12 protein-coding genes and 3 pseudogenes are annotated in these 21431 nt (G+C 59.2%); 5 read left to right on the top strand and 10 right to left on the bottom strand.

Annotated features, from left to right (window positions below; translation table 11 throughout):
* Positions 1 to 9: 9 nt before the first annotated feature.
* The 5 genes from EV286_RS27115 to EV286_RS27095 all read right to left on the bottom strand — a co-directional run bounded on the left by EV286_RS27115 (position 10) and on the right by EV286_RS27095 (position 9073).
* Positions 10 to 4428 carry a strawberry notch family protein gene (locus EV286_RS27115; RefSeq protein ID WP_132960365.1) on the bottom strand — a complete coding sequence of 1473 codons (4419 nt, stop codon included), beginning with the start codon at positions 4426 to 4428 and terminating at the stop codon, positions 10 to 12.
* A gap of 134 nt (positions 4429 to 4562) precedes the next feature.
* The gene (locus EV286_RS27110) at positions 4563 to 4817 is read right to left on the bottom strand and encodes a DUF6117 family protein (RefSeq protein ID WP_132960364.1); all 255 of its coding nucleotides are present in this window, start codon (positions 4815 to 4817) and stop codon (positions 4563 to 4565) included.
* Between the two features lie 104 nt (positions 4818 to 4921).
* The gene (locus tag EV286_RS27105; RefSeq protein ID WP_132960363.1) at positions 4922 to 6112 is read right to left on the bottom strand and encodes a DUF932 domain-containing protein; all 1191 of its coding nucleotides are present in this window, start codon (positions 6110 to 6112) and stop codon (positions 4922 to 4924) included.
* 76 nt (positions 6113 to 6188) lie between these two features.
* The gene (locus tag EV286_RS27100) at positions 6189 to 6845 is read right to left on the bottom strand and encodes a hypothetical protein (RefSeq protein ID WP_132960362.1); all 657 of its coding nucleotides are present in this window, start codon (positions 6843 to 6845) and stop codon (positions 6189 to 6191) included.
* Positions 6846 to 6949: 104 nt separating this feature from the next.
* Complete coding sequence (locus EV286_RS27095) at positions 6950 to 9073, bottom strand: ParB/RepB/Spo0J family partition protein (protein ID WP_132960361.1); 2124 nt, start codon at positions 9071 to 9073, stop codon at positions 6950 to 6952.
* 202 nt (positions 9074 to 9275) lie between these two features.
* Between EV286_RS27095 and EV286_RS27090 the strand changes: the two are divergent.
* Positions 9276 to 9604: pseudogene (locus tag EV286_RS27090) on the top strand (integration host factor subunit beta).
* Positions 9605 to 9663: 59 nt separating this feature from the next.
* On the opposite strand, the pseudogene EV286_RS27085 reads toward EV286_RS27090, so the two are convergent.
* Positions 9664 to 10130: pseudogene (locus tag EV286_RS27085) on the bottom strand (ATP-dependent DNA ligase); the annotation flags it as partial.
* Positions 10123 to 10399: pseudogene (locus EV286_RS27080) on the bottom strand (damage-inducible mutagenesis protein); the annotation flags it as partial. The pseudogenes EV286_RS27085 and EV286_RS27080, both read right to left, overlap by 8 nt.
* A gap of 839 nt (positions 10400 to 11238) precedes the next feature.
* Here EV286_RS27080 and EV286_RS27075 point away from each other — a divergent pair.
* Positions 11239 to 12075, top strand: coding sequence for a type IV toxin-antitoxin system AbiEi family antitoxin (locus tag EV286_RS27075; protein ID WP_165932963.1), 837 nt, complete (start codon positions 11239 to 11241; stop codon positions 12073 to 12075).
* On the top strand, positions 12065 to 12979 hold the full coding sequence (locus tag EV286_RS27070; protein ID WP_132960359.1) for a nucleotidyl transferase AbiEii/AbiGii toxin family protein: 915 nt from the start codon (positions 12065 to 12067) through the stop codon (positions 12977 to 12979). The genes EV286_RS27075 and EV286_RS27070 overlap by 11 nt, the downstream gene beginning before the upstream one ends.
* 258 nt (positions 12980 to 13237) lie before the next feature.
* On the opposite strand, the gene repC is transcribed toward EV286_RS27070, so the two are convergent.
* The 3 genes from repC to repA form a co-directional block, all read right to left on the bottom strand.
* Positions 13238 to 14452, bottom strand: a complete 1215-nt coding sequence (gene repC / locus EV286_RS27065) for a plasmid replication protein RepC (RefSeq protein ID WP_132960358.1) — start codon at positions 14450 to 14452, stop codon at positions 13238 to 13240.
* 155 nt (positions 14453 to 14607) lie between these two features.
* On the bottom strand, positions 14608 to 15633 hold the full coding sequence (gene repB, locus EV286_RS27060) for a plasmid partitioning protein RepB (RefSeq protein ID WP_132960357.1): 1026 nt from the start codon (positions 15631 to 15633) through the stop codon (positions 14608 to 14610).
* Complete coding sequence (gene repA / locus EV286_RS27055) at positions 15630 to 16844, bottom strand: plasmid partitioning protein RepA (protein WP_130759901.1); 1215 nt, start codon at positions 16842 to 16844, stop codon at positions 15630 to 15632. The genes repB and repA overlap by 4 nt, the downstream gene beginning before the upstream one ends.
* 629 nt (positions 16845 to 17473) lie before the next feature.
* Between repA and EV286_RS27050 the strand changes: the two genes are divergently transcribed.
* Both EV286_RS27050 and EV286_RS27045 read left to right on the top strand, forming a co-directional pair.
* Entirely contained in the window at positions 17474 to 18280 is an 807-nt protein-coding gene (locus EV286_RS27050; protein ID WP_132960356.1) for a hypothetical protein, read from the top strand.
* Positions 18270 to 21398 (top strand): DEAD/DEAH box helicase, encoded by a 3129-nt coding sequence (locus EV286_RS27045; protein WP_132960355.1) that lies wholly within the window; start codon positions 18270 to 18272, stop codon positions 21396 to 21398. Before EV286_RS27050 ends, EV286_RS27045 begins: the two co-directional genes overlap by 11 nt.
* The last annotated feature ends 33 nt before the right edge of the window (positions 21399 to 21431 follow it).

Below are 21431 nucleotides of genomic sequence, written 5' to 3'. Positions count from 1 at the left end.
AGGCCTCCGTTACGACCGGCGCGCAATGTCGATGAGGCGGTGACGCTGCATCAGCTTCGACAGAATGCCCGGACCCTCGTCAGTGATCGGCGCGAAGAAACGCAGCTTCCAACTGATCATCTCGGAGAACAGGCCGACCGACCGCAACCAGTCACGCATGCCGTCGGTGAAGCCGATGAGCTCGACGCGGTATTCGTTCATCACACGCACCCGGCGGAGCGTCATGTCGCCGGCAAGACCGATGAACGAGGATCCGTCGATCAGTGCCGCCCATGCTTGCTCCGGGGCGATCACCATGGTCTGGTCGATCCCGAAGTTGCGGCAAAGGCCGGCCATACGATCCGGCGCGATGACACGGCCGACGATGCGCTCACCGTCATCCGTCTGCAGGCGCCGCACGCGGCAGAAATCCTGCGGCAGCAGTTTCCAGATCGGCAGGAGCAGTCCGCTGACGATATGCATTACCGATGTCGAGAATTCCGGCACGGCCGCGACTTCGGCCTCCCAGGCAAGGGCGAAGACCCGTTCGTCAGCTTCCTCCCAGGACGTCCGTTCGAGCTGCCGGACTTCGAAGCGCAGCTCGTCCATCGGCCGGATCAGTGAGACGCGCGGTTGAATAGAACCGTCGTCCAGCATGATCGAACGGGTTGGCGCCATCACCGCTGGCCTGCCCGACTTGCCGTTGATCATCAGCTTGGCGCGTGGATCCTGCCTGACGAGAGTCAGCACATCATGAAGCAGCATCGGCGCATTGCGATCCCTCCGCTCGATCGTCAGCAGGTGCGACTGCGCGCCGGTGACCGGATGTGTATAGATCAGCCGGCGCTCAGTGACCGTCATGCTGTCGGCGGCGATCGTCTCCAGGCCCTTGTCGTAGATCCCGGCGGCGATCGCCCCTTCGATGCGCGCGGCTAGCAACTGCTCGAAGGCCTCGAACAGCACGTTCTGCATCGCGATGGTCAGCGCCAGCATGCGATTGAGGAAAGTCTGGATCGGCGGGAGCTCATCCCTCAATCCCCCCTCCTCCGAAGTCAGCGACAGGCCGGTGATGCTCTCGAACCTGTCGAGCGAGCAGCCTTCGATCCTGCCGGCCTGCAGCAACCCATAGAACTGCCGCAGCGCGTCGCGGGCATATTGGGATTCGAGGTTGTCCTCGCTGCGGAACATCCCCTGCCCGCCGGTCTGGCGCTGGCCCCGGGTGATGGCGCCAAGCGTGTCGAGACGCCGGGCAATGGTCGACAGGAAGCGCCGCTCTGCCTTGACGTTGGTGGCGATCATCCGGAAGCGCGGCGGCTGTTTCTGATTGGTGCGATGGCTGCGCCCGAGACCCTGGATCGCCACGTCGGCGCGCCAGCCGGCTTCCAGGAGATTGTGAAGACGCAGGCGCTGGTTCTTGGCGGCAAGATCCGCATGGTAGGATCTACCGGTCCCGCCGGCGTCGCTGAAGACAAGAATGCCTTTCTCGTCATCCATGAAGGCGCGGGCCTCGTCGAGATTGGCGCTGCCCGGCCGGTTCTGCACGGCATAGCGGGCAATAGAGCTGCTGTCCTCGCGGCGGACGATGCGGCGGGAGCGGCCGGTGATCTCGGCGACCTGGCTCGTTCCGAAGTGCTGGACGATCTGATCGAGGGCGGTCGGGATCGCCGGCAGGCTTCCCAACGTTTCGACGAGCTCGTCCCGGCGCCGTTCTGCCTCGCGGCAGATCACAGGGTTGCCGTCGGCGTCGTGCACGGGCCGGGAGCTGAGATTGCCGTCAGCGTCGGAAAATTCCTCGAAAAGCTGCACCGGGAAGGAGTGCATCAGGTAGTCGATGACATATTCCCGCGGCGTCACGTCGACCTGCAGATCGCCCCATTCCTCGGTCGGGATCAGTGCCAGTCGGCGCTCGGTCAGCGCTGCCCCGGTGGAAACGAGCTGGACGATGGCCGCATGTCCGTCCTCTAGGTCTGCTGCAGTCGTTCTGAGAAGAGCCGGCGTCTTCATCGAGGTCAGGAGATGATTGAAGAAGCGCTGCTTGGAGCTTTCGAAGGCTGAGCGCGCGGCAGCCTTGGCATTTTTGTTCAGCGTGACGGATTTGCCGGCCGCGCTGGTCGCACCAGTGATGCCCGAGGCCTCCATGGCAGCGTCCAGATGGTTGTGGATCACCTGGAACGCCTCAGCATAGGAATCGTAGATGCGAATCTGTTCCTCGGGGAGCTCGTGTTCGAGGATTTCGTATTCGACACCCTCGAAGGAGAGTGAACGCGACGCATAGAGACCCATCGCCTTGAGGTCACGGGCCAGCACCTCCATGGCGGCGACTCCCCCGTCTTCAATCGCGGCGATGAACTCGGAGCGCGTCGGGAAGGGGAAGTCGCTGCTGCCCCAGAGACCGAGCCGTTCGGCATAGGCGAGCGATTCGACTTCCGATGCGCCGGTCGCCGAGACATAGACGACGCGGGCGCTCGGCAGGGCGCGCTGCAGGCGGAGACCCGCCCTGCCCTGATGCGACACCGCCTTGTCGCCGCGCTCGGTCTTGCCGCCGGCGGCATTGGCCATGGCATGGCCTTCGTCGAAGACGATAACGCCGTCAAAATCGTCCCCGAGCCAATCGACGATCTGCTGCACGCGCGATCGCCGGCCCTCGCGTTCATCGGTGCGCAACGTCGAAAAAGTCGTGAACAGGATGCCTTCCTCCAGCTTGATCGGCTTGCCCTGCCGGAAGCGGGACAGCGGCGTCACCAAGAGCTTTTCCTGCCCGATCGCGCTCCAGTCGCGCTGCGCGTCCTCGATCAGCTTGTCTGATTTGGAAATCCAGACGTGGCGACGGCGGCCCTTCAGCCAGTTGTCGAGAATGATGCCCGCGGCCTGGCGACCTTTTCCCGCGCCCGTGCCATCACCGAGAAACCAGCCTCGGCGGAAGCGGACGGCATGGTCGGTGTCGGGTGAGACGGCCTTCAGATTGTCGAAGGAGGCATCGACGCTCCAGTGGCCGGCGAGGTAACCGGAATGGGCTTCGCCGGCATAGATGACGCTTTCGAGCTGGGCGTCGGAGAGATCGCCGCTGCTGACAACGCGCTTCGGCAGATGTGGACGATAGCTCGGCTTCGGCGGACCCACAGATGCCATCGCAACCGATTCCACCAGTGTGTCAGGATGAGGTTTTGCGTCGGGAATGTGGATCGACTGCAGCCGATAGGGTTCGTAGATACCATCGGCTGCGCCGGCCTCATCCTTCGGCATTGCATCCCGCAATTCGTAGGTGAGCTCGACAATCTCGTCATCGACGGGCAACGAGCGAGCTGTCGGAATGTGGGGGATCTGACCGGCGACGGCCGGGCGATGTAAGGGAACCGAGACGGCCGGCAGACGCATAGTGCCTGCGCCCTTTCGAACTGCGACCGTTCGAAGAGCACCGGTGTCGTTCGTCTCCATCAAAGGCAAGCGCGGTGAAAGCCCTTCAATCCAGGCAAGCAACGTTTCCAGATCCGGGGCGACGCCCTTCGAGGCGACAAGCCTCTTCGGGTCGTCCGCCGGAACTTTGTCGATGACGGTGAGGCGCGTTTCGGTCGTCGTGCCATGGCGGGCATAGATGCTGCCGTCGATCGCCGCGGTGAACAGGACCGTGCCATGCCCCTGCAGCCGGACGAAGTCGTCGCGCCACGCAGGATTGTCGGGGGTGAGGCTTGAACCGGTGATCGCAACAAGCCGGCCACCGGGGGCAAGCCGGGCAAAGGCTGAGGTCAGATGCCGCCAGGCGGCGTCAGCGACGCGGCCTTCGACATGAATACCCGCGGAGAATGGCGGATTCATCAGCACGACGGTCGGCCGGACGGCACGATCAAGATAATCGTCGATATGGGCAGCATCGTGCTGCGACGCCAAGACACCGGCGAAGAGCTGTTCGAGCAATGAGCGGCGCACGACCGCATACTCGTTGAGCGCCAGACGCGCGTCTGCGAGCTCGGCGAAGATCGCCAGAAGACCGGTTCCGGCCGATGGTTCGAGAACGATATCGTCAGGCATGATGCCGGCGGCGCGGGAGACCACAAGGCCAAGGGGCATCGGCGTCGAGAGCTGCTGCAGCGCCTGGCTGTCTTCGGAGCGCCGGCTATGCGTCGGCACGAGCCCTGCTGCCTTCTTCAGCATCGCGAGCGCCGACTGCGGTGCATGAGCGCGGGCCACGATGGCCGTCCCGAACTTGCGCAGGAACAGGACTTGGGCAGCCTCCGTCGCCTCATAGGCGTCTTTCCAGAGCCAGAAGCCTGCGGAATCGCTGCCGCCAAAAACCTCGGCCATGATTTGCCGCAGGTCAACGGTGGCGACGGCTTTACCCCGTTCCAGGAGAGACAGGATCTGGGCGGCAGCCTGCAGAAGCCCTCCAGCGCGGTTCTGGGCGTCTGGTCGTGTCAAAGTGGAAACGGTCTGAGAATGCGAGATGATGTTCATCGGTCGAGGCTCCGAAAGAGAGGGGGAATGGGTCTGCCCAAATGCTCTCTTCCGAATTTCGGGAGGAGGAGAACTTGCGGCGTGAGGGTGTGGGAAGTGATCGCAGATTGAAGTCTGCCGGCGATCGTCAGCGTCTAGGTGGTCGGACCTGCGATGAAGCCAGCGGGATCCTTTGGGTCTGGCGGCAGATAGGCGTCGTAGGGATTGCCGTCGGCGAGATGGCCGAATGGCGTGAAGACGTATTCGCCGTCACTGCGGCCGACGGCGCAGAGCACGTAACGCGGCTCGAGTGAAGCGGCATCAAGGCATTCCATGAGAGCAAGATTGCCGTCGGACGCGGCGCGCAGCAGCGTGTCGAAGTTTGTACGGGCATGATTGGGGATAGCCATTGGGGTGCTCCAGACAAAATGAGGCCCGGCGCTTGACCGGGCTCGGATGACGACGATTGGGTTCGCAGACGCGGCCGGGTCTGAGCCAGGCGCGCATGAACATGTCAGGCGGCGCTTTCGAGCAGCTTCTTCGCTTTGCCTTCGAGTTCGAGACGCGTGTCCTGATTGGTCTTGGTGCGCGCCAATGCCGTGATGCCCTGCACGAAATCGAAGATCGATTCCGGCTGCCGCCCCTCCTCCGACAGCACCATGTCGATGACCTTGCCGGTCTCGCCTTTCGAAAATCCGCGCCGGCGCAGGAAGGCTTCGCGATCGTCATCCTTTCGCGCGACGATCCGCTCCCGTGCCGCCTTGATGCCGGCAATGAATGGCGCAGGCGACGAATTGGCAAAGCTCGTCAGCGCGGGCGCTGCCTCATGCGCGAAGCGCTGCGCGGCGAACTTCGAATGCCGGATGGTGATCTCCTCGAAATTCTCCGTGCCCCACAGGTTGCGATTGGCGCAGACGGCGCGGAGATAGAAAGAAGCGATGCCCAGCGTCTTCGATCCGACCTCGGAGTTCCAGGCGTAAAAACCGCGGAAGTAGAGATCAGGCTCGCCGTTCGGCAATCGCCCGGCTTCGATCGGATGGGTGTCGTCGACCAGGAACAGGAAAACGTCGCGGTCACTGGCGTAGAGCGTCGTCGTATCCTTGGTAATGTCGACGAACGGATTGTGGGTCATCGTCGCCCAATCGAGCACACCCGGCACTTTCCACATCGTGTCGCCGGTCCCATTGCCCGCAATCTTCATCACTGCCGAGACCAGTTCGTGGTCCCAAATGCGACCGTATTCCGGTCCGGTGACGGCCCGCAGTTCCAGCCGACCATCGTCCATTTCTAACGTCTTCACCAGTTCGGCGCGGTGATTGAGCAGGCCATGCTGCAGGTTGATGGCAGCGAGTGGCGCCGGTAACTGGCGCATATAGGTGGCGGGTGCACCCACGAGGCTGCAGAGCTGACCGTAACTCCAATGGGTCGGTGCAATCGGCTGGCGCTGACCGGGGACGAGGAGTTCGAGCCGTTCGGCATTGTCGCATGTCGCCTCGACGCGGATCGCAGCACTTTCGATGGTTCGCGCATGTGCACGGTCGGCCCGGGAGCGGACGGTATCGTGGAGTTCGGTCAGCGACAGGAACCGCTCGTCGTCGGGTCGCGAGAACCATTCCGACGAGACACGGCCGATGCGTTCACCGCGGGAGATGTCGACCTTGAAGCCGGAGGAGGCGGGCTGGTTAGTGGAAGCAAGGGAGTTCATTTGGATTGTCTCCATAAGACGAAACCCAGGCACGGTGGCCGGGCGAGGTTGAGGGATGTCTGGGAAAGAAGAAGGATTAATCGGAGGTCAGTCGGCGATGCGCGGACCGGATCGCCGAGAGCGCCGCCTGAAATTCGGCGCTTCCCACCACGTCGGAAAAATCCATCGTGGTGGCGATGGAGAGGCATGCGGCGTGGACCTCGTCGTCGGTCACGGCCTCCGGCCCTACAGCTTTGAAACTCGGGTCAACTTCGAGCGCCGCCGTGATCGCGTCGCGCACACCATCCTCTTGAAGCCGGACCAGGACGTGGGACGGCTTTGGCGGGTCGACCGGCTCTTCAGGATCCGGGTCTCCGGCGAGAATGGCTTCTCCTCGGGCAATCGCCCAGGCAGATCGCGCAAGCCAATCGAGCGACGGTGGCCGGGCCGCACGGATGTCATCGAGCAGGATCTTCAACAATCCGAGCAGGATCTCGAAATGACGCGCCCGGCGCTGGACAGGCTCGTCGAATTGCGGGGGGATCTGGACCGGCGAACCCGCATAGGCCGCATGTGCGCCGTTCCAGATGCCGGTGATATGAATTGGTCCCGAGGAATCGAAATCCTTCTCTGCGATATCCCAACTGTCATCCTCGATAGCAGCACGGCACGCCGCGTCCAGTGTGTCAGCCGCGTAAGTGCGATGCCGGAAGACCGGCAGGTGGTAGGTGGTCTCAATCGTGAAGTCGGGCATTGGTGCCTCCTGAAACGGAAAAACCCGGCGCGGGGGGCCGGGCTGGTTGCAAAGAAGACCCGACCGCAAATGCGATCGGGTCAGCGGATGCGATGCTTATGAATCTATTCGGCGGCGGCGAGGTGCCCGCCGTCGAGCCCACTTTCCGTATCGCCGGTGTCATCGTCCGACGTTTCCGGCTCGTCAAGCAGGAAGGCCGGCAAGTCGGGGAGTTCAGACGCAGTCTCGCTCTCATCGGAACCGACGGAGGCATCGTCTGCGGCAGTGTCGCTTACGCTCATGCCCTCGTGGTCCGTCATGCGAAGCGGTTCCGGCAGCCAACCGCAGCCTGTCATCAGCCGTTCGGCCTCGCGGGCCATGTCGGCCTTTTTGAGATGGCCGATGAGCTCCGCCGCCTGGTCACCTTTGGCTTCTCGAACTGCCTGCAGGATGTGCGCTTTGGTGACACGGCCGAGATAGCTGTCGGCCGTCGGCGTCCACCCGGCTTCCACCATATCGAAACCGATCGAGCGGGCCAGCTGCTCGGCATGTATGATCGCCCGGGTCCGCTTGTTCCAGGGTTCGATCACCGCATTGACCGACGATGCAGCGCAATGGGCAAACAACGCCTGCCGGCTGACCTCGTCGAGCCAGATCAGGAAATCCCAGAGATCGTTCGGGTCCTTGGGAAGATCCTGGCCCCAGCCTTCGTGTCGCTGATCGATCTCCTTCGCCCAGACCGTATCGCCGAGGCCGGGCGTCTGGCTGAAGCGAGCGCTCTGCAGCGTCACCTCCAGGCACGAATCCGATCCGTAGACGTAGAAGGTCTTCAGGACGAAGGCGTGCAGAACGGCGACAAAGGCGATGACGGGATCGTTCGCCAAGGCATTGCGCAACGCGATCGTCCGAGCTGCCGTGAGATCGAGAACGAGGCGGTCGGGAAGCGCCTTAATCGTTTCGTCCTCGTCGTCCACCTGAACACCGTCGCCGCTGGGAGATGACGGATCGCTACCATGATCTGTGATATCGCCGCCGACATCTTCGGTTGGACTACCCTCGGCCTGCGGTTCGTCCTCCGGCCGAACGAAACCGCGCTCGATCTTGAGCTCACCACCGGCGCCAAGCGAAACGAAGACACCGCCGCGGGCGACCTCCTGCGGATCGAACACGTAAGGGCGGTCGTTGAGCCGGTCGAGTTCGATCCCAAGCTCATCCAGCTTCTGTTCGGTCGCTTCCGAGTACTCGTCCGCCTCCGCGTACTCTGCGTCCAGCTTGTCGTATTCAGCCCGGGTTGCGTCAAAGCGGGCTAGTTCGTCTTCCGTCATTTCGGCCTGCTCGCCGTAGAAGCGGCGCAGACCGGACGTGTGGCCGTAGGGAAAATCGAAGGCGGCTTCGACCCATTTCCAGCCTTCGTTTACCCGGATCGCCTCGGCATCAGCCTTGAGCTTTTCCATCACGAGCTGCTCCAGCAGCGCCGGATCCTGCAGCCATCCGCCCTGATCCTGCTCGAACAGATCGCGCATCGTTACGCCACCAGCCGCTTCATAGTCTTCGATGCCGACATAGACGGCGCGGCGATCGCTGGCGCGGATCGCGGTTTCGGTCAGCAGCCGGCGGATGTAGTACGGCTCCCGGCTATGCGAACGCGAGATCGTGTCCCAGACCCGCTCCTGGCGAACATGGTCGTTGGTAATCGAGAAGGCTATGATCTGCTCCAGCGTCATCTCGTTATCGGCATAGAGATCGAGAAGCCGCGTCGAGACGGAAGCCAGCCGTAGGCGCTGCTTGACGGTGGCAACCGAGACAAAGAAGCGCGACGCAATCTCCTCCTCGCCGAGCCCCTGCTCGCGCAACGTCTGAAAGGCGCGGAACTGATCGAGCGGATGCAAGCTGACACGCTGGACGTTTTCGGCGAGCGAATCCTCGACCTCGAGCGTCTCGCCCTTACTGACGATGCAGGGGACACCCGCAGTCTTTGCCAGACGCTTCTGCGCGACAAGGCGTTCAAGGGCGCGATAGCGACGACCGCCGGCCGGGATGCGATAGATGCCCGTCTCGTTGCCATTGCCGTCGAGTTCTGGACGGACGTTGAGGCTAGTGAGCAGCCCGCGATGGGCGATGTCTTCCGCCAGATCCTCGATCGAGACGCCCGCCTTGATCTTGCGGACGTTCTGCTGGCTGAGCACCAGCTTGTTGAAGGGAATATCCCGAGCTGCACTGAGGGTGATTTTCTCCATAGCCTGAGCCATGTCGTTTCTCCGTGGCGAGCCGGCCGGAGCCTCTCTCCAGCCTCCTATCCCGCCACAAATCCCTCGTCCCTCCTCTCCCTCTATACAGCCGGCTTGCGGCCTGGCCGCAAGCAACCTGCCCTACCGGTTGATCAGCCCCGCCCAACCCTCTATTCCATCTTCCTGTTCAGGCCCCGCCCCATGCATTTCGAAGAGGTCCCCCGTGATAAAATCCGAGCTCGTTTCGCTGATCGCCAATCGGAACCTCATCTCTATCACAACGACGCGGAAAGGATCGTCGAGACGATCCTCGAGGAAATCGCCGAGAGCCTCGCACAGGGCGGACGGGTCGAACTTCGCGGGTTCGGAGTATTTTCTGTTCGCAGCCGCGCATCCCGTTCAGGCCGCAATCCAAAAGACGGCACGTCCGTCTTTGTCGAAGAAAAGTGGGTACCATTCTTCAAGGCAGGCACGGAAATGCAGGATCGATTGAATTCAGCCAACGCCTCAATGTCCGGCGATAGATCCAGGAGTTTCGGCGTCGTCCGGTGACGAGCGGCTAGCTTGGCTCAAGTGAGAGACAGATCATCACAGCGAATGACGCGACGACCTCAGTCCTCGATCTTGAAGACGGCGGCATTGTCCTGTACCTCCCGCAGCCCCTTGTAGGAGGCATGCCGGAGCTTGCCGTCATGCGTCAAGGCCCGATATTCGATCTCGGCGATCAGAACCGGCTCGACCCAGACGACGTCCGGCCGGCGGCCCACGATGGAGACCGGCGGCTTCTTCGTGACTAGCCGGTCGAGCAGGCTACGGAGTTTCGACGTCTGCTTTTCCTTGAGCCCCGTTCGACCGAACCGACATGGACGAGCACGCCCTTCTTGTAGGCCGCCAGGATGAGACTGCCGATCTGGCCGCGCGCGGCAGGTGAGCGCTCGTAGCCGACGATCATGAAACTGTCGCTCGCGATACATTTGACCTTCCGCCAATCGCCCGTGCGTCCAGACCGATAGGGACTGTCTCGATCCTTGGCGATGATGCCTTCGAGACTGTGGCGGCAGGCAGCCTCGAAGATCTGGCCTGGTCAGGCACCACAAAATCTTTGCCTTGCGTTCGCGCTGCGATCCCGGCGACCATCTGGGCGGCCGCCGCACCATTGACGGTATCCGTGCCGCCGCCCGCAAACTCGTGCAGCGCCCCGAAAGAGAGCCCACCCGCTGGCAGCGCGGAGTCGATTTCTGGAACACCGAAAGGCAGGATCACCGCTCTGCGACGGGTACTGCCTTCCAGGTGCGCGATCCGTTCCCTGAGTTTTTCCACCACCCGGGCGGTGCGCGCGAGCGACATCATTCACGGCCTTCCCTCAGGTTCGCGTTGAACGGGACCTCATGTCCCTAGAAATGCTAATGTTCTTCTTTTGTTTCCTATCCAGGCGAAGAGTCAAGCCAAGCAAAATAGGAAAATCGTCCCAACATAGAGGATTGCAGCCAATAGCGACGTAGAAGAGTCAAAGGACTAGCGAATGTCAGAAATTATGTGTGTAGTTCGAGAACCTAGACCCCGTTAAGGTGGCCCGATTGGAAACGACGCGCGTGGGCGTGTTCGGTCGCCAGGAGATGAAAGAATGGGAAACCCGCAAAATTTTAGCGTTGATATCCCGCAGCGTTGCCATATGCTGATTGACGAGCTCTGGCCACAGATCTCCGAAAGCGCGATGATGGCTCCCTCCCCTTGAACGCCTCGTTCCTGCTGGCGATCTCCACGCCGATAAACAACCTGCCGATCGAACGGATATGGAAACCGGAGACGGGTCACGCCGTCGGCCATTTGAATGACGGCGTCCTCAGCAGCCGATTGGCCAAGGCCATGCGAAAAAACATCGGCGAGCAGCCGGTCTCCCAAGCACCACGTTTGGCGATACCACTATCTGCCGAAGGGAACCGGCCTCCCGGATCTATCGCAAGGGGGTCTGCCTGCTGAAGTAGGAGCTGTTCTCGAATTGCCAGCGGGGCTGGCCGCAGGGGCTCGCATTCCTGCAGCTTTGGGCAAAATGGCTCCAAGACGAACGATGACGGCTGGTTTTCACCGCCGCACGATCGGCCACGAAAGTCCGTTTGAAACGGACATCTCTCCATTTTGTAAAGTCTTCTTGCCGGGCACTTTAAATAGTGCCATTTTTGTCCGTCATGAGCGATCAAAAACGCGATAAGTTAAAGTCACTGCTGGATGAGGTTCCGGCAGGCTTCATCGTGGATTCCACATGGATGCGGAAAATGGAAATCCGTCGGAGCTCGACACATGATTATCTCCGCCGCGGTTGGCTGGAGCCCGTCATGCATGGCGTCTATCGGCGTCCCTCGGGCAGGGACGACCCAGCCGAGGAACGCATCGACTGGCGCATCGCGGTCATGTCCGCACAGACGATCATGGATTACCCGTTCCATGTCGGCGGCCGCACGGCGCTCGGACTTCGCGGGCACGTGCATTACCTGGCACTAGGGGCCGCCGAAAAAATCTTCATCTATGGTGATGCGCCCCGATGGCTCACGAACCTCCCCACCAATGGCCTTCCCGCCCTGCGCAGCACACGACTTTTCAAGACGGCGGATCTTGGGATCGAGCCCCTGGCAGCTGAACCGGACGGCAACGCCATCCTGTTTCTACAGAACTGGACGATACGCGTCTCAACGCCAGAGCGGGCCATCCTCGAAGCGCTGGACGAACTGCCGGATAACGAAAGCTTTCACAACATCGATACGATCTTCGAGGGTCTGACCAACCTGCGTCCGCGCCGCATCACCGAGCTTCTGGCCGACTGCACCAAAGTCCAGGTGAAAAGGCTTTTCTTTGTCTTTGCCGACCGCCACGAGCACGCCTGGCTCAAGCATGTCGACCGTTCGATCGTTGATCTTGGAAGCGGCGACCGTTCATTCATCAAGGGCGGTAAACTGCATCCTACATACCGTATCACCATTCCCGAAGAGTATCTTCCCGGGAAGCCGGAGGCCAACGATGGCCCGTGACCAGTATATTTCCCAGCTCGAGCTCCTCGTCCAGATCTTGCCGATGATTGCTGACGAACCGGCTTTCGCATTGAAGGGTGGAACCGCCATCAATCTCTTTTACAGAGACCTCCCGCGCCTCTCGGTCGATATCGACCTGACCTACCTTCCCCTCAAACCGAGGGACGAGAGCTTGGCCGAAATCGACGCGATCCTCGACCGGGTCGCCGCGAAGGTTGAAAGGATCAAGGGCGTCCGGGCAAAGCGAATATCCGGCGGTGGCGGAGGCGATACTCGCGTCGAGGTAAGGCAGGGCCAGATCGCAATCAAGATCGAAACCTCTCCGGTCGCTCGCGGCACGGTGCACCCCGTCGAACGACGCAGGGTCAGCGAGCGGGTCGAAGACCAGTTTGGTTTTGCGGAAATTCAGGTTGTCGCCTTCGAAGACCTTTTCGGCGGCAAGATGCATGCAGCAGTCGATCGCCAGCATCCGCGCGATCTCTTCGACATCAAGCTCCTCTATGAAAACGAAGGACTGACGGACCTGCTGTTTCGCACCTTTCTCGTCTACGTGGCGAGCTCCGGACGCCCGCCCCACGAGTTGCTACAGCCCAATAGGGCCGACATCGCGCATGTCTTCAATCAAGAATTCGATGGGATGACAATCGAGACCGTCTCGCTGGACGAATTGCTGGATATGCGAGAGCGGTTCATGAAGGACATCCAGGCCCACCTTGATGATAGGGCCCGCACGTTTCTGCTCTCTCTTCACGCTGGTGACCCCAACTTCGAGATTATCGGCTTGCCGCACGCCCTCGCCTTGCCGGCCGTCCGCTGGAAGATACTCAACTTGCAAAAACTAAAGAACGACAATCCGGTCAAACACACCGAACAGCGCGAGGAGATCGAGCGCCTCTTCGCATGACGATGCGCCTTTGGCCGATCTGCGGGATCGAGGATACGGCAACCGGCTCTCCTCCCACCGGCGCTACGGCCTATCGGAAATCACCTGCCGGTCTTCCTCGAATGTCGTTCTTCCAACTGGTGATTTCGCTCCAAAATACCGAAATTCGAAAAGCAAACGACTACAAAGGTTTAGCAGAGTTGGTCGCGACCAACTTTTTTGCAGAGGCTTTGAAAGGCAGACGTCCCCGCGGCTCGCTTCGAAACGATGCCGCTGCCCCTACCCCGCCTTCGTTTGCGCCAGACCATTCGCCTTCAATAAGGCCATGATCATCGGTCCAAGCGAAAATTCACCGCGCTCAGACCGCCGCGTAAGATTCCGCAGGTATCCGCCCGGAGAATTGATCATGTTTGCTCGCTCCAGGATGCCGGCAACCGCGACCGCCGCATTTTCCGGCCCCATGATCTCACACGCCTCCTGATAGGCCGACGGGCTGATCCCCAGCATCGACCGGACGACGACGGCTGCGGACATCAACTCGCGCCAGGTCCCGATCGCCCCGCCGGCCCCATAATCGATAACCTGGGGGCAGGCCTTCAACACCAGGCCAAGCGGGAATGCCTTCAACGGCTCTCGCCGAATTCCATTCGCCTCGCTCGATGTTGCCCCCTGCTCTTTTTCAGAGCTAGGTTCAAGTTCAGTGATGGATTCGGGTTTTGAATTCTGTATGTGCCGCTCGATATGGGCAGCATTGCCGCCTGGATGTTCTGTTTCTTTCTTATTTTCCAGCAGGTTGAGCACTTCCTCTTTCAGCATCTGCATTTCTTCGAGGATTGCGCTCACGTCAGCGGGCGATGGCGTGCGTGGCAGTCGGGCAATCAGCTCTACATAAATGCCTTCGATAGCCCGCCAATCGCCATCCGCCCCTTCCTCCATGGCGGCCGAAATCAGCTTGCGCACGTCGCGCCGGCAGATCGTCAGGTTCTCCTTCATCCTTTTGAAGGCGGCGCGCTCTGCCACGATCTGCTGCGCCAGCATGGCGAGCTCTTCAGCGCGAGACAGCAATGGCGAAAGATCAAAACCAAAGGCGTTCTCGATATCGCCCGAGTGGTCTCTGCGAACATAGCGCTTGCCATTGGCGCTATCTTTTCGAACGATCAGCCCGACCTCTACAAGCGCCGCAAGATGGCGTCGGAGAGTGGAACCCGCCATGCCGTGGGCACGCAACGACAGCTGCGCGTTCGACGGAAAAACGATCAGCGGCGCGTCCTGGCGCAAGTCATTTTCCGGATAGAAGCTCAGCAAGGCGTCCAGCACCGCCAGGCTGTTCGACTGAATGCCAAGCACCGCCATTGCCGCAGAAACGTCGCGAAAGACTTTCCACTTTTCTGCCGACTTCCCCGCCTTGATCTCGGCAACGGCTTGCTGCCGTCTGACCAGGGCAAGCGAAACCGGCCGCCGCCCAAAGGGCGTCGTCACATTTCCCGTTTGCATTGTCTCTTACCTTTCAGCAGGCAACAGAAATTTGCTCACCAGATCGGTGCCAAAGACTCTTGACGAGGATTCGAGGAAATGCGATTCTGTTCGTGCTAAAGAGACAGAAGGGCTTCCGCGACGGCAACGTTGAGGGGGCTCTTTTCTTTTGCGCGTTACGCTTCCTTCTTTTGTTTCTGTTTCGCACGGTGCTCTTCATAAAGCGCCGGCAATTGCTCGAGCACGAACGCCGCAAAGTCCGGCGTCGCCTTCCGGTCGATCATGATTTCAACCTTCGCCTTGTTCTGCTTCACCTGCGCCAGGCGTTCGCCTGTGGGGCTCGCCATGACATCAGGGAGACCGCGTTCCAACCGGCGCGGCTTCAGATGCGCAAACAGCGCCTTGAACCGGTCGACGGACTGAAGCGCCTGCAATTCACTGGACCGCACATGTTCGAGGACGTTGTCGGCAGAGGGCGCCTTTTCGATCAGCTCGGCCATTTCCTGCCAGCTTCTGAGGCCGATGCCGGGGGCAGGGCCGATGGCATCGATCAGGTCCGCGGGAAGCGCCTCGATGATTGACAGCATCTTGGAGAGATCGCCCTTGTCGACGGACATCGATGAGATGATCACGTCCCGGGGGAAACGTTCCTTCAGACGGGCGGCAAATCGCGCTTTCTCGATAAAGGAAAGATCCTGTCGCTCGTTATTTTCTTGGCCTTGGGCAACGACCAGCTGCTCGTCCGTCAAATCCCGGACGACCGCCTTGACCGCCTGACCGAGTTCGGTCACCGCGCGCAAGCGGCGGTGACCGAAGGCAACCTCATAGCGGCCCGATTGCTGCGGGTGAGGGCGAACGAGGATCGGCACCTGCTGGCCCTGCTCCTTGATAGACGAAAGCAGCCCATCAATATCGCCCGGCATCCGGTCCTGCATGAACGAAGGATCGATGACCTTCGGATCGAGATCGATCACCGCGTGGCCTTCGGCAAGACGCCGTTCGATTTCTTCGGCTCGCTCCACCCGATCGTTCTGCTCGCGCAAAGCGTTGCCGATATTGGCGGTCAGCTTGGTCGCCGGATCACGGTCTTTGCGAGCCACGCCGAGAAGCGGCATGGTACGGGTCTTTGCCGCTTGTGGGTCGTGCGGGGAGGGCGCAGTCGGCACGGTTGTGGAAACGCCCAAAATGTCCTTTCGGCTCATGTGGTTCTACCCCACGCTTTTTTGATCAAAGATTCGATCTCGTCATTGACGGCATTCATCGCCTCCAAGGCGCGATCGTAGGTCGAACGCGTGAATTGGCCACGCTCGACTTCGAAGAGAGTCTGGTTCGTCAGCCCTGCATCGGAGACAGCCGTCGTCTTCAGCATCGGAAAATTGAGCACGTTTTCGCCGAAGATCGACCGGAGGTAACCGACCATCTGGTTTTGCGGACCATCGCTCGGCTCGAAGCGGGTGATAAGATACCGCATCCAGTTGAAGTTGAACCTGGCGCCAGCATTTTCGATTTCCCGCAGCAGGTTCGACGTCATTGCCAGAAACTGGTTCATCGACATGACATCGAGCATCTGCGGATGCACAGTCACCAGGATCGAAGTTGCGGCGGTTAGAGCCGACAGTGTGAGGTAGCCGAGCTGGGGAGGGCAGTCGATGACGACGACGTCGTAGTTGTCCGCGATGTCCTCGATGACCTGGCTGATCCGCCCGTAGAAAAGGGTATCGCCTTCCTTCCGGCTCATCAGGGCACGGGGTGTGTCGTGCTCGAACTCCATAAGCTCAAGATTACCGGGAATAAGATGGAGATCGGGTATGTACGTTCCCCGGACCACCTCTTCGATCGGGCGCTGTTCTTCATCGTAGCGAATGGCGCCGTAAAGCGTTTCATTCGGACCGACATGAATTTCCGGCTGGTTGCCAAACAACGCGGACAGGCTGGCCTGAGGATCGAGATCGATTGCAAGAACGCGATATCCGCGCATCGCGAGATATTGCGCCAGATGCGCTGATGTGGTGGTCTTGCCGGATCCGCCCTTAAAGTTCATCACCGAAATGACTTGCAGTTGCTCGCCATCGCGCCGGTGTGGCAGGTAGCGTCGATTGCCTCGGCCGACCTGATCCATGTGCTTCCGGATCTGATGGATGTCCTCAATCGAAAATATGCGCCGGCCGCCTGCACCCGTGCTGACGTTTAGTTCCGGCATGTCGGAGGCAATCTGGCGAAGATAGGACTCTTTGACGCCGAGCAGCTTGGCGGCCTCCGACGGCGCAAAACCGCGGATGCCTTTCTCTGCAGACGGCGGAAAGACTTTGACATGATGCGCTTGCAATTGCCCCGACAAGGCCTCAGCATGCCGCTCCATCAAAGCGGTCAGTCCCTCGATTTCCGGCGCTGTTTTTGCGGCGTTCTTCGCCATCTCGTAACCTGTTTCTTGCCAGTGGCGGTTTGAAGCGAGAAATCGAAAGATTTCCGCCGATGGCAATAGGCTCCGATTCTGTTTCGTGGGCAAGCGTTTTTTGGTTAATGAGAGGTTAACAGCCTTGCGTTTTCATCTTCCTACAAAGCCGGTCTGAGGCCCAAAAACTCCACAAAACAAGGCGAAATCTCGTTTATCCGCCGCGAGCTGTGTCGTCACCAATCTCGTCAAAAATATTGTGATCAGGATCACCTGCTGTTTCGCCGCTGTCTTTCCTCCGTGTTGATTTGCGGCTTCAAGCCCCAATGGGGGGCGTTACAAAGTTACGGGATCAACTGACACTATAGGCGACCCCTTCGGAGTCGCTGACCGGCGGTGCAAAATCCGCGCGAAGAAGCGCGGTGGCGCAAGGATTGTTTGAAAACATCTCTAGAGCCATCTCCGCAGTGGGAAAAGCCAGTATGTCGGAACTCAGGACGCGAACCCGTGGTTTCGTCGAGCAGTTTAATTAGTGAGAAACTAGAGGTCGAAATGAAATCAATGTTCTAGTTACGGTATGGTTGTAAAGAAGTTTGCGAATGGTGAGAGAATCGGGCCATCCTCCGACAAACACAAATAAGCAGTCCTTCATGACGCCGACACATATAAAATGGCTCCACAAAACTGACGAAGTGCTTAAAACCGCAGACGGTGCAATGGTGGAGGTCTGGGAGCTCAACCATGAGGAGGATCCCGCTGTTCTGTCAGCCTGGGCGAAGCATTTCCGGCAGCATTACTGCCTCGATGAGGAGCTTGCTGATCTTGTTTCAGGAACAGGAAAATCGAATGCCGAGTTCCTCACCGAGATCAAGTTTCCGAGCGCCAAGGTCGGGTCAGGGCCAGCTACGCGATCCGGTGACTTTGGAGAAATTCTTGTTGCTGACTACATCGAGTTCATTCTCGGATACTGGTGCCCTCGTGAGCACCGCTACGAGGATCGCATCAACGCTAACGTCTCGGATAACGGCACGGACGTGGTCGGCTTTCGCTTTGCAGGTGAAAAGCCGAGCCCGAAGGACGAGCTTTTTGTCGTAGAGTCTAAATCCGGCCTACGTCCGTCCACGGAGAATCGACTTCAAACGGCCGTCAACGATTCTGCAAAAGATCGTCTACGAGAGGCAATGACGCTCAGCGCCCTGAAAAAGAGGCTGCTTCGCAAGAACCGGGAATCGGCCCTCAAAGTTGAGAGGTTTCAGAACGAGGCCGATCGACCTTTCACGCGATGGAGTGGGGCGGTCGCGGTCCTCGATACAGAAACCGCAGCAAAAATGGAACTGGAAAAGACGCAAGTTTCAGACCACCCCAACAAGGACAACCTGAAACTCGTCGTGATCAAGGGCATTTCGATGATGGATCTCGTGCACGCGCTTTACGAAAGGGCGGCCGATGAAGCCTGATGCAGCTGCACGACAAGTCCTCTCGACCGTTCGAGCAACGGCAAAAATGCACGAATTCCGTGTCGCTGCGGAGGACTTCATCGAGCTGCGGCGCGATCCAGCCTCGCTCTATTCTCTGGCGGTCGGAATCCTTGGAGATGCTGCGGGCGCCATCTCCGATCATTTTGTCGAACCGGGGTCGAGCGCCCATCCTCCTACCTGGGCGGAAGATACATCAATCCATGAGAACGTTCGGTTTGCCGCAACCTTCTTCGACTCTTATCTCGAGGCAAAGCTAGACGGCAGCATCTCGGTCGAATTTTCGCTGCTATGTGCGGCAGCTTATTATCTTTCTGACGCAATCGGAAACGCTGTGGTGGTGGTGAAGCGTTCAGATGAGCCTCCCGCTGACCTTGGAGGCGGACTAGCACTTCTCGCGAGCAGGATCCTGCAGAATCGACTGCAGTCGATTGAGGTAGAAATCTTTCACTCGACATTTGCAAATCGTCTGCTCGAGTTGCTCCGTGCGCATTATGCGCTGCAGGACGAGAATGAACGCGCGATTCCGGCGCTTTGCCGTGAGCTTCGCGTAACGCTGTATGAAATCGGAACCGACCGTGAGGTCCTTTACGCCGACATCGTCACGGCAATATGCGCGGGTAAAATCCAGAACTCGTCGCGCAACAGGCTTCCACCAGCTTCAGGATTGCCCCTGGCTGCCTGGTCACCGGCGCTTGCGAAGCCGGCCTTCCCGATAGAACTCTGGCCGGCACAACGGCGTATCTGTGATGCCGATCTGTTAAATGGGCGCTCTGCCGTTATCCAGATGCCAACAAGTGCCGGGAAAACGCGAGCTACAGAACTTATTATCAGAGCAGCGTTCCTTTCTGGACGGGCTTCCCTCGCGATCATCGTCGCGCCATTCAAGTCGCTCTGCCACGATATTCGCTCTGATCTAGTGAGAGCCTTTCAGGGCGAGAATATACTCCTGGGCGAAGTTTCGGATTCCTATTTGATGGACTTTGGAATTGAGCAGCTTCTCGTCCAAAATTGCGTTCTGGTCATCACACCGGAGAAGCTGCTCTACATGCTGCGTCGAGCCCCTGAGTTGGCTGACAGAATCGGACTGATTGTTTACGACGAGGGTCATCAGTTCGAGGGTTTCACGCGCGGGCCTACCTACGAGCTTCTCCTCTCGTCGCTTCGAATGATGCTAAAGCCTGCTGCGCAAATCGTTTTAATTTCCGCGGTCATTGGCAATGCGGAGCAGATTGCGGATTGGTTGATTGGAGACGCTTCTGCGATTGTTAGCGGAAAGGGCCTTCTGCCGACTGCGAAGAGCATTGCTTTCGCAAGCTGGCAGAAGGAGCGAGGATGGCTTCGGTATGTGAACCCGTTGGACCCTGACGAAGACGAATACTTCGTTCCCCGAATTATTGAAGAACTTCCGCTTGAAAAGAAGAGTAAACGGGAACGGGATCGTGTCTTTCCGGATCGTAATCACTCCGCGGAAATCTCCGAGAGTGTTGACATTGGGTTGTACCTCGCGCTCCACCTCGGCAGCAACGGGAGTGTGGCATTGTTCTGCGGCCAAAAGGCCAGCGTATCAAAGGTCTCCTGGCGCGTAGTTGATCTGTTTACGCGAAAGGTCGAATTGGCGAAACCGAGTGCATGGTGTGATCAACAAGAGCTAGACCGCCTTGCTAACCTAATCGCCAGCAATCTCGGTGATGACGCCGACGTGGTCCGCGCAAGTCGATTGGGGGTTCTTTCTCATCACGCAAGCACGCCACACGGCATTCGCCTTTGTGTCGAACATGCGATGAAGGCAGGACACGCGCGGATCGTCGCCTGTACATCGACGCTGGCCCAGGGCGTGAATTTTCCGATCAAATACTTGGTGGTGACTGCCACCCAACAAGGCAAAGAGAAAATCAAAGTCCGTGACTTTCACAACCTCATGGGTCGAGCAGGTCGTGCTGGCATGCATACGGAAAGCAGTGTCATATTCTCTGCGCCTCCGATCTACGATGAGCGAGAAGACGAATATAAGAACTGGCGATGGGAGGCTGCGAAAAAGCTTTTAGATCAGGACGGTGCTGAACCCAGCCAGAGTAGTATCCTCCAAATTTTCGACGACTATAAGCAGACCGCTGGCACTCCGATCGTCCTTACCTTCGACCTCGCTGATGAGAATTTAGCGTTCGCAGATGAGGCTGCGATTGAGTTGATTGTAGTGGAAGTCCTCAAGCAGTTCCCAAATGTGAGCGCCTCCGAGCTCAAGGATTATCTACAGGGGAGGGCGAGGGCGATTCAAAGCATAGCAATGTACCTCGCTCAACATATCGACTTCGAAGCGGAAGATGCCGTTGAAGCCGCCGAACGATTGGCCGCAAACACTCTGGGCTATCATCTCGCTGATGAAACAACACAACCTCGCGTGATTGCGCTCTTTCAAGCGACGGTCAAATCGATCCAAAACAATACCGACGCCGCTTACCGCTTGCTGATCAAGAAGTCCCCACTGGCGCCAGCCGCACTTCGCAAGCTCAGCGCGTGGGTCGAGATGAGCACCGAGCAGCTGACTGTCGCCGTTAAAGGCGGAACCCTGCTGCCGCTTTTGATAGAGCAAGCGCTCCCGCTGGCTTCAGCAAAATCGCTGTCGGCGTTGAGTGATGCCGCAGTCATCCCCACCATACTATCGGCATGGACCGACGGAAAATCCTTCGCCGAAATACGGCAGATCCTTGTGAAGGATGATATCCGTGTGAGTGGCGATCATGCCACCGCCGATCACCTCGTCGCCATATGTGAGGATGGCTTTGGTTACCATGTTGCAATGATTTTGGCCTCCGTCGTGGACCTGCTCGAAACGATTGAGCCAGACTTGGTCGACGCCACGACGTTACTTCAACGCCAGGTGAAAAATGGACTTCAGACAGAATCCGCGCTTGCTTTCTACGAGGCGGGCTTTGCGGACCGAGTGATCGCGCAATTACTGGCCGAAGCGTTTCCAAATGTGAACGATCGTTATGGCGCAAAGGTAGCTTGCAGAGACAATCTTGGGATAGTCGCAGCGCTACTAGAGGCGTCGCCAGAATATTTCCGAGAAGTAGCGCAAGAGCTGGCAAGCACGTGATTTGTAGAAGGGACCCGATCTGGACCAACGCCT

The organism is Rhizobium sp. BK251 (assembly GCF_004345245.1).
Taxonomy (GTDB): domain Bacteria; phylum Pseudomonadota; class Alphaproteobacteria; order Rhizobiales; family Rhizobiaceae; genus Rhizobium.
This window is presented reverse-complemented; position numbering and strand designations above follow the sequence as displayed.